Origin of the sequence: Bartonella elizabethae F9251 = ATCC 49927 (assembly GCF_000518165.1) — a bacterium.
GTDB classification, from domain to species: Bacteria; Pseudomonadota; Alphaproteobacteria; order Rhizobiales; family Rhizobiaceae; genus Bartonella; species Bartonella elizabethae.
Genome location: NZ_JADB01000004.1, coordinates 135,647 through 145,001, shown reverse-complemented (window position 1 = coordinate 145,001; position 9,355 = coordinate 135,647). Strand labels below are relative to the sequence as shown.

The following is a 9,355-nucleotide window of genomic DNA, read 5'->3' as shown; positions in this document are numbered from 1 at the left end:
AACAACAATCGCTGGAACGCCAACCTGACGAGCAAGCAAAATATGCTCACGGGTCTGTGGCATCGGACCATCAGCTGCAGAAACAACCAAAATGGCTCCATCCATCTGTGCTGCACCTGTGATCATGTTTTTAACATAATCTGCGTGTCCAGGACAGTCAACGTGCGCATAGTGACGGCTTTCCGTTTCATACTCAACGTGGGCTGTAGAAATGGTAATACCACGCGCACGCTCTTCTGGTGCTGCATCAATTTGGTCGTATGCTTTAAACTCACCAAAAAATTTCGTAATCGCTGCTGTCAATGAAGTCTTCCCATGATCAACGTGACCAATCGTACCAATATTAACATGCGGTTTTGTTCGTTCAAATTTGCTCTTCGCCATTTGGGCTCTCCATTTTCCGTCCAAGCCAAGGACTAAGTTAAAAATTAATTTACCAACCTGAATTTACGCGTATTTCTTTTGAATCTCCAAAGCAACAGCTGAAGGAACAGGCTCGTAATGATCAAACTGCATTGTATACTGCGCACGCCCCTGACTCATAGAGCGAAGGGTATTCACATAACCAAACATATTCGCCAAAGGAACCATCGCATTCACAACCGTTGCAATACCACGCGCTTCAGTTCCTGAAATTTGCCCCCGACGAGAATTGAGATCACCAATAACATCACCAACATAATCATCTGGTGTAACAACTTCCACCTTCATGATCGGCTCAAGAAGCTGTGCACCAGCCTTCTTTGCTCCATCACGAAAAGCAGCACGAGCAGCAATCTCAAAAGCCAACACAGAAGAATCAACATCGTGATAACCACCGTCAATGAGTGTTGCCTTTACACCAAGCATAGGAAATCCGGCAAGAGGACCTGACCCCATAACACTTTCAATCCCCTTTTGAACACCGGGAATATATTCTTTAGGAACAGCACCACCAACTATCTTCGATTCGAAAATAAAATCATCACCCTCATGAGGCTCAAAAACAATCTTTACACGAGCAAATTGACCAGCACCACCCGATTGTTTCTTATGGGTATAGTCAATTTCCGCCATTTTAGTAATTGACTCACGATAAGCAACCTGAGGCTGCCCAACATTTGCTTCAACCTTAAATTCACGTCGCATACGATCAACAATAATATCAAGATGAAGCTCACCCATTCCAGCGATAATAGTCTGACCTGACTCCTCATCCGACTTAACACGAAATGAAGGATCTTCTGCTGCCAAACGATTAAGAGCAATACCCATTTTCTCCTGATCTGCTTTTGTTTTTGGCTCAATTGCAATCTCAATAACAGGTTCTGGAAATTCCATCCGCTCCAAAATAACAGGCTTTAAAGGATCACAAAGCGTATCACCAGTTGTTGTTTCCTTAAGACCAGCAAGAGCAACAATATCACCAGCAAATGCCTCTTCAATATCCTCACGAGAATTTGAATGCATTTGAAGCATACGCCCTAAACGCTCTTTCTTCTTCTTCACAGTATTCTCAAGAGAAATACCTTTATGAACTTTACCAGAGTAAATACGACAGAAAGTCAACGAACCAACAAAAGGATCATTCATAATTTTAAAAGCAAGCATAGAGAGCGGAGCTTCATCAGAAGATTCGCGTGTCGTCTCAGATTCAGTCTTCACATCAATACCTTTAATCGCCGGAATATCAACCGGAGAAGGAAGATAAGAAACGACAGCATCCAAAAGCGGCTGCACACCCTTGTTTTTAAAAGCCGTACCACAAAGAACAGGATGAAACTGAACCTCTACGGTTCCCTTACGAATGAGAGCAACAAGCTGCTCGTTGGTCGGCATAACACCTTCCAAATAAGCCTCCATAGCAGCCTCATCAACCTCCACAGCCATTTCAATGAGTTTTTCGCGATATTCCTCAGCCTTTTCCTTTAAGTCAGAAGGAATTTCACTTATCACTGCTGAGGCACCAATAGAACCATCCCACTTTAAAGCCTTCATCTCAACGAGATCAACAACACCTTCAAAGTCATTTTCAGCACCAATTGGCAACTGCAAAACAAGTGCTTTAGCCCCCAACCGAGAACCAACCATTTCTACACTGCGATAGAAATCAGCACCTATCTTATCCATTTTATTAACAAAAACCATGCGTGGAACACGATATTTCTCAGCTTGCCGCCAAACAGTCTCTGTTTGAGGTTCCACACCAGCATTCGCATCCAATAACGCTATCGCCCCATCAAGAACACGCAAAGAACGCTCAACCTCAATAGTAAAATCAACGTGCCCTGGCGTATCAATGATATTAAAGCGCCGCTTACGACCATCACGCCCTTCCCAAAACGTCGTCGTAGCAGCAGATGTGATGGTAATGCCGCGTTCTTGCTCCTGCTCCATCCAATCCATCGTAGAAGCACCATCATGGGTCTCACCGATTTTATGATTCTTACCCGTATAGAACAGAATACGTTCAGTCATCGTAGTCTTACCGGCATCAATATGCGCCATAATACCAAAATTACGATAATCTTCAATTTTATATTCGCGAGCCATTATATTTGCCTTAGTTTAAAACTTCTACCAGCGATAATGCGAGAATGCACGGTTAGCCTCAGCCATACGATGAACATCTTCACGCTTCTTCACGGCAGAACCGCGATTATTAGCTGCATCCATGAGTTCACCAGATAAACGCTCAATCATCGTCGTCTCATTCCGCCCACGCGCCGCCGAAATCAACCAACGAATAGCAAGAGCCTGACGACGATCAGGACGAACATCAATCGGAACCTGATAAGTAGCCCCCCCCACACGACGAGAACGAACCTCAATATGAGGAGCAACATTCTCTAAAGCCCGATGAAAGAGATCTACTGGATCTGTTTTTACTTTTTTCTCTACAGAATCAAGCGCACCATAAACAATACGCTCTGCAACTGACTTTTTACCATCAAACATAATGGCATTCATAAATTTTGTAATAACCAAATCACCAAATTTAGGATCTGGATTAATTTCACGCTTTTCTGCTCTATGACGACGGGACATCGGCTTTGTCTCTCAATATTACTTTGGACGCTTTGCGCCATACTTTGAACGACGCTGTTTACGATTCTTAACACCTTGGGTATCAAGCAAACCACGAATAATGTGATAACGAACCCCTGGCAAATCTTTTACACGACCACCACGGATCATCACAACAGAGTGCTCTTGAAGGTTATGTCCCTCTCCAGGAATATAACCAATTACCTCAAATCCATTCGTCAAGCGAATTTTAGCAACTTTACGAAGAGCCGAATTAGGTTTCTTCGGCGTCGTTGTGTAAACACGCGTACAAACACCACGCTTCTGAGGATTCGACTGCAGAGCAGGAACCTTATTACGTTTAACTGGCGCCACACGTGGCTTGCGAATCAACTGGTTTACGGTAGGCATGCAACCTTCCTCTTTTCGATTTACATTCGTCTCACCCAATCGGGCTTTTCTATTTTAACTCCACCTACTCCAACAAAATTGGTATAGATGTATTATTCTACACACAAAATCGGGCACAGCTGCTAAAAACAGTCTACCCAATCACAAGCAGAGAAGGCAATAGCCTTTTGCACTAGCATTTGCTTTTAATCTTTATTAACACCCGTCTGAACGATCTTTTGGGTTATATTCAAAACAAAAGATCATTTCCACATCGGTTATGTTGGTGTCTAATAGCGAGAACACAAACATTCGTCAAGAACTAAACAGCAGAAAGTTTTCAAAAATGAAAATAAATTAAATTTTAAAACTTTAAATTTGCCTTTTTTGCTTTTATTGGATCTCTTGATAAATCAATTTACCATAGTAATATCGCCCTATAAATAAAAAACAATAACGTGACTGCGATAAAATATTAACGCAGAAAATTAAATTGCATATTTGATATCGAATGATGAGCACCATGAAAATAGCAACGTGGAATATTGCCGGAATAAAAGCACGACACGAAACATTATATCAATGGCTACAGCAAAATCAGCCAGATATAGTCTGTCTACAGGAAATTAAAATTATTGATGATAATTTTCCACGTGATGCAATTGAAAACCTAGGTTACCATATAGAAACACATGGACAAAAAAGTTTTAATGGCGTCGCAATTCTTTCTAAAAAAACACCAGATGAAGTGATCCGTCGACTACCTGGCAATAATAATGATGAACAAGCACGTTATATTGAAGCTGTTTATTCAACAAATAAAGGCATTATTCGCGTTGCATCGCTCTATTTGCCAAATGGAAATCCTATTGAGAGTGAAAAATATCCCTATAAGATGGAATGGATGGAAAGATTATATGCACATGCGAAATCATTGCTCGCATATGAAGAGCCCCTTGTTCTAGCCGGTGATTATAATGTCATTCCCACCCCACTCGATGCAAAAAAACCTCAAGAATGGAATCAAGATGCTTTATTTCTTCAAAAAACAAGAAAAGCATTCCAACGTATTCTTCATTTAGGCCTTTACGATGCTATCCGGAATGTCACCGATACGCCCTCCTTTAGTTTTTGGGATTTCCAAGCTGGAGCGTGGCCTAAAAATAATGGGATTCGCATTGATCATTTACTCTTATCGCCAGAAGCAGTTGATCACCTTATTTGCGCTTATAGTCAAACAGAAGTAAGGGGATACAAAAAGCCATCCGACCATGTTCCTGTTTGGATTCATCTTAATATCAATTAAGAAAGTATAGCCCTCATTTCATGCGACAATAAAAAAAATTCCACTCAGAAGAATAACTATGCTACACCGTGCAAGCAGTATATCTTAAGTAACTAAAATAAAAATCAATGTATGGAGGACATAAATGAAGAAATCATTGTTAATGTTTATTGCTGCAGTAGCCATTGGGCTTACAAGCGTCGCACATGCTGAAAATGATACGCTTGAAAAAATAAAGCAAACAGGGGAAATCACTTTAGGTGTTCGTGAATCATCTGGTTTGGCCTACGCCCTTGGTAATAATAAATATGTAGGCTTTCATACAGAAATGGCAGAACGTATCATTGATGATATCTCAAAAAAAATTGGTAAACCGATTAAAATCCATTATCTTCCCATCACGTCTCAAAATAGAATTCCTCTCTTAAAAAATAAGACCTATGATTTTGAGTGCGGCTCAACAACGAATGATATTGCTCGCAGCAAAGAAGCAGCATTTGCTTATACGACATATGTTGAAGAGGTCCGGATTGCTGTAAAGAAAAACTCTAACATTAAATCTCTTGATGATTTAAATGGAAAAACAGTTGCAACGACCACCGGTACGACATCTGTTCAACTTATTCGTAAAAACAAACGCGCAAAAAACATTCACTTTAAAGTCGTCAAAGGAAAAGATCACGCAGATAGTTTCTTATTACTCGAATCGGGTCGCGCTGATGCTTTTGTTATGGATGGTTCAATTCTCGCTGGACATATTGCAAAATCAAAAAATCCATCGGATTATGTCATTCTTGACACCGTACTTTCAGTCGAACCTATCGCCTGTATGCTAAGATTACATGACACAAAACTTGAACAAGCAATCAACGATAGTATCCTACGTCAGATTAAAGACGAATCACTTGAAAAGCTTTATGATAAGTGGTTTATGAAACCAATCCCACCTGCTAATACTGTTATGAACCTTCCCTTATCAAAACAGACAAGATATGCTTGGGATCACCCAAACAATAAGCCTCGCGAAAGCTACACAGAAAAAGATTTATAGAATTTAAAAAGAAAGACCACACTCTTTAAAAATTGAGTGTGGTTTACATTTTAGTTCACTTTTTAATAAATTCTGCTTATGTAAATACGCTTGATTTATCGTTCTATTTGTGAATGACTAATTTGAGGGAATATCAATTAATGGACTTTTCTTTCCTTTGTAGAGATGACCTTACTCAAACACTGGTAGCAGGATGCTTGGGCACTCCCAGCGTAAGTCATACCTATTTAGATACACTTCTTGATGGCTTTAAAAATACGGTTATATTGTCCATCACTTCACTTATATTAGCTATATTTTGTGGCATTATTATAGGAACAATGCGCACTTTACCTAAAACATCCATCATCAATTGCATATTGCGCACGATCGGTGCTATTTGGGTAGAAATTATGCGTAACATTCCCCTCCTTGTACAGGTATTTTTATGGTATTTTGTTGTTCCTAAGATTTATCCACCAGCGATAAAATTTTCCCCCATTCTCTTAATAACATGCGCATTGGGATTCTTTACATCGGCACGCATTGCAGAACAGGTTCGTTCAGGCATTGAAGCGATTCCATCAGGACAACGTTATGCTGCCATGGCAATGGGGTTTACAACTTATCAAAGTTATCGCTATATTATATTACCGCGTGCTATCCGTGCAATTATGCCACCGCTTACTTCAGAAGCAATGGGCATTGTGAAGAATTCATCTATAGCATTCGCTGTTTCAATCAATGAACTCATGCAATTTCAATACCAAGCAATTGAAGAGATAAGTCATGTTTACGAAAACTATTTGCTTGTTACGATTCTTTATATTTTTATAGCCTTATGCGTATTCATTGTAATGACAATCATTGAACAGATGCTTAAAATTCCTAATTTTCAAACAAAGGGAAATTGAATATGATAAATTTCATAAGCTCTCAGTTTGGACTTTATTTCCCTTTCAATTTTTCCGACTTTGATTTTTCCTTTTTTACCTTTGATGTATTTCGTTCTTACATTTTATCGGGTTTACTTTTTAGCGTTTTTCTAACGCTTTTTGCAACGGTATTGGGATTTGTTTTCGGTACGCTTTTAGCAATGATGCGCCTTTCTTCCATAAAACTTCTTTCTTGGGTTGCAATCGTTTACATAACAGCAATGCGTTCAATACCACTTGTGATGGTTATCTTATGGTTTTTTGTACTTCTGCCTTTTTTAACGGGGACATCCATCGGTGCCAATAAATCAGCACTCATTACCTTTACCGCATTTGAAACGGCTTATTTTGCTGAAATTATGCGTGCTGGTATCAATTCGGTTCCGCAAGGACAAAAATACGCGGGGCAAGCTCTTGGGATGACCTACTGGCAAAGTATGTACATTGTCATTCTTCCTCAAGCCTTTAGAGATATGCTTCCTGTCTTTTTAACACAAGTCATTATCCTTTTTCAGGATACAACCCTTGTGTACGCCATCAGTGGTCATAGCCTTTTGAATGGTTTTGATATTGCTGCTAATAATTTTGGCGTAAAACAAGAAGCGTATATTTTAGCAGCTATTTTCTATTTTGTGATCTGTTTTACACTGTCACAAATTGTTTTATATTTACAAAAAAAAGTATCCATTATTCGCTAACAGGAAAAAAAATGTCTACACATATGATCGAAATAAAAAATGTTTCTAATTGGTATGGCGAAATTAACGTTCTTAAAAATTGTACAACCAATATTAACAAAGGAGAAGTGGTTGTAGTTTGTGGACCATCAGGCTCAGGAAAGTCAACACTCATTAAAACGATTAACGCTCTCGTCCCTTTTCAAAAAGGCGAAATTTGGATTAATGGAACACCAGTTCATTCAAAGAAAACGAATCTGCCTAAATTACGCAGCCACGTAGGAATGGTCTTTCAGCACTTCGAACTTTTTCCCCATTTATCGGTCACAGAAAATTTGACAATTGCACAAATTAAAGTCCTAAAACGAAGCAAAAAAGAAGCACTTGAACGGGGTTTGTTATATCTTGAGCGTGTTGGACTCATTGAGCATAAAGACAAATATCCGGGTCAACTTTCCGGAGGACAGCAGCAACGTGTTGCTATTGCCCGTGCTTTAACGATGGACCCACTCGTCATGCTCTTTGATGAACCAACCTCTGCTTTAGATCCTGAAATGGTAGGTGAAGTACTCGATGTCATGATCAGCTTAGCCGAAGAAGGGATGACAATGATGTGTGTAACGCATGAAATGGGTTTTGCGCAAAAAGTCTCTGGGCGTGTTATTTTCATGGATCAAGGAACAATTCTTGAAGACTGTTCATCTCAAGAGTTCTTTTCTAATCCGCAAGAAAGAACACCAAGAACGCAAGAATTTTTGTCTAAAATCCTAAGTCATTAGCCGTTATAGCATCGCAAAAAGCTCTCTTTACTATAAACTTGGATATAAAATCATAAAGTTTAATAACAGATAAGAAGATGTAAAAAATATTATAAGCAGATAGTTAAAAGTTCTTATTTTTTAAAATATCCGCAACCAGTGAAATTGCTGTACGTCTTTCAAATTCATTACAAAGAACAAAAGCCTGCTCTTGCAAAGGGCGAATCCAATTTCTGTCTTCTGTGTTAGCTTTTTCATAGGCTGCAGTTAACATTGCCGTACCGCGAATGATTTCTCCTTCTTGAAGCAGCATATTTCCAAGCATAGCTTGGGCAGAAGGATTTCCTTTTTTTGCTGAAAGTTGAAACCACCGTGCTGCTTGTATAAGATTCCTCTCCCTTCCCTCTCCCTTTAAAAATATTTTTCCTAAATGATACTGAGCTTTAGAATTTCCATAGTTCACCGCAGCCTGCATATAAAGACGAGTCGCATAAGAGAGATTAGGTTTCACAGGTGATTGAGGAATACCTTTTTTTATATATCCCGCAAGTTTAACCAATGCATCAGAAACATAACTTTCATCCTCTGAACCAAGATCAGCACCTCTTTCAACGATATATGCAAAAAAATGATAGGCCTTGTAATCATCTTTAGGGACACCATCACCGTTTGCGTAGATAGAGCCAAGTTTCCAATTCGCACCAATATGTCCCCTCTGAGCGGCACAACGTAGCGCTGAAATAGCCCGATTTATCTGCCCATTTTTATAAGCAGACATGCCACGTTTCAAAAAATAAAAAGAACCATCATGCACTTCCTGCAAGCTATTAACATCTATGACATAAACAATCGAAAAAAATCCCCCTAACGTCACAATAATCGTAGCTTTCTTCCATATCTGAAATCGATTGATCATTTTCCCCCTCTCTTAATGTTAATTTTTCGATCTGTTTAAATTTCTTTGTAGATCTTTAAAAGTTTCTTCTTCGTAAGAAATACGAGAAATTCTAAAGTAAAATTTTTAAAAGAAAAGACCAATAAATGAAAATTATCAAAAGTATTCAATAAAATTAAACATTTATTTTCATATACAATCAATTGATTTATAAAGATAAATCATCAATTTCAATTTGAATAACACCCTCCAATACAGGAATCTTCCTTCCCCCTTTTATATTGAAGTAATTAAAATCACTTGTTCATAAACGATGCGTGGGATTTGCAGATGAGCTTAAAAGAGGATTTAAAACACCTCTTATGAACTGTCACAAATT

At 38.9% G+C, this 9,355-nt stretch carries 10 protein-coding genes; 5 read left to right on the top strand and 5 right to left on the bottom strand.

What is annotated here, in order from left to right; translation table 11 throughout:
- The 4 genes from T429_RS0105720 to rpsL form a co-directional block, all read right to left on the bottom strand.
- Positions 1–384 (bottom strand): GTP-binding protein (locus T429_RS0105720; RefSeq protein ID WP_026500898.1); only part of this gene is annotated, 384 nt, incomplete at its 3' end.
- A 63-nt stretch (positions 385–447) separates the two neighbouring features.
- Complete coding sequence (gene fusA, locus T429_RS0105715) at positions 448–2,532, bottom strand: elongation factor G (protein ID WP_005773265.1); 2,085 nt, start codon at positions 2,530–2,532, stop codon at positions 448–450.
- Positions 2,533–2,556: 24 nt separating this feature from the next.
- On the bottom strand, positions 2,557–3,027 hold the full coding sequence (gene rpsG, locus T429_RS0105710) for a 30S ribosomal protein S7 (protein WP_005773264.1): 471 nt from the start codon (positions 3,025–3,027) through the stop codon (positions 2,557–2,559).
- Positions 3,028–3,045: 18 nt separating this feature from the next.
- On the bottom strand, positions 3,046–3,417 hold the full coding sequence (gene rpsL, locus T429_RS0105705) for a 30S ribosomal protein S12 (protein WP_005773262.1): 372 nt from the start codon (positions 3,415–3,417) through the stop codon (positions 3,046–3,048).
- A 502-nt stretch (positions 3,418–3,919) separates the two neighbouring features.
- Between rpsL and xth the strand changes: the two genes are divergently transcribed.
- The 5 genes from xth to T429_RS0105680 all read left to right on the top strand — a co-directional run bounded on the left by xth (position 3,920) and on the right by T429_RS0105680 (position 8,102).
- A complete protein-coding gene (gene xth / locus T429_RS0105700) occupies positions 3,920–4,702 on the top strand; it encodes an exodeoxyribonuclease III (RefSeq protein ID WP_005773261.1) in 783 nt (260 codons plus the stop codon).
- 124 nt (positions 4,703–4,826) lie between these two features.
- Positions 4,827–5,732, top strand: coding sequence for a transporter substrate-binding domain-containing protein (locus T429_RS0105695; RefSeq protein WP_005773260.1), 906 nt, complete (start codon positions 4,827–4,829; stop codon positions 5,730–5,732).
- Between the two features lie 140 nt (positions 5,733–5,872).
- Positions 5,873–6,625, top strand: a complete 753-nt coding sequence (locus T429_RS0105690; RefSeq protein ID WP_005773259.1) for an amino acid ABC transporter permease — start codon at positions 5,873–5,875, stop codon at positions 6,623–6,625.
- 2 nt (positions 6,626–6,627) lie between these two features.
- Positions 6,628–7,344 (top strand): amino acid ABC transporter permease, encoded by a 717-nt coding sequence (locus T429_RS0105685; RefSeq protein ID WP_005773258.1) that lies wholly within the window; start codon positions 6,628–6,630, stop codon positions 7,342–7,344.
- A gap of 11 nt (positions 7,345–7,355) precedes the next feature.
- On the top strand, positions 7,356–8,102 hold the full coding sequence (locus tag T429_RS0105680; protein WP_005773257.1) for an amino acid ABC transporter ATP-binding protein: 747 nt from the start codon (positions 7,356–7,358) through the stop codon (positions 8,100–8,102).
- Between the two features lie 103 nt (positions 8,103–8,205).
- Here T429_RS0105680 and T429_RS0105675 read toward each other — a convergent pair whose 3' ends face one another.
- Positions 8,206–8,997: a tetratricopeptide repeat protein gene (locus tag T429_RS0105675; protein WP_005773256.1), complete on the bottom strand. Its 792-nt coding sequence runs from the start codon at positions 8,995–8,997 to the stop codon at positions 8,206–8,208.
- Between the last annotated feature and the right edge of the window lie 358 nt (positions 8,998–9,355).

Coding starts and splice junctions, on each gene's coding strand:
- fusA (WP_005773265.1), bottom strand. CDS start 2,532: ATGGCTCGCGAATATAAAATTGAAGATTATCGTAATTTTGGTATTATG.
- rpsG (WP_005773264.1), bottom strand. CDS start 3,027: ATGTCCCGTCGTCATAGAGCAGAAAAGCGTGAAATTAATCCAGATCCT.
- rpsL (WP_005773262.1), bottom strand. CDS start 3,417: ATGCCTACCGTAAACCAGTTGATTCGCAAGCCACGTGTGGCGCCAGTT.
- xth (WP_005773261.1), top strand. CDS start 3,920: ATGAAAATAGCAACGTGGAATATTGCCGGAATAAAAGCACGACACGAA.
- T429_RS0105695 (WP_005773260.1), top strand. CDS start 4,827: ATGAAGAAATCATTGTTAATGTTTATTGCTGCAGTAGCCATTGGGCTT.
- T429_RS0105690 (WP_005773259.1), top strand. CDS start 5,873: ATGGACTTTTCTTTCCTTTGTAGAGATGACCTTACTCAAACACTGGTA.
- T429_RS0105685 (WP_005773258.1), top strand. CDS start 6,628: ATGATAAATTTCATAAGCTCTCAGTTTGGACTTTATTTCCCTTTCAAT.
- T429_RS0105680 (WP_005773257.1), top strand. CDS start 7,356: ATGTCTACACATATGATCGAAATAAAAAATGTTTCTAATTGGTATGGC.
- T429_RS0105675 (WP_005773256.1), bottom strand. CDS start 8,997: ATGATCAATCGATTTCAGATATGGAAGAAAGCTACGATTATTGTGACG.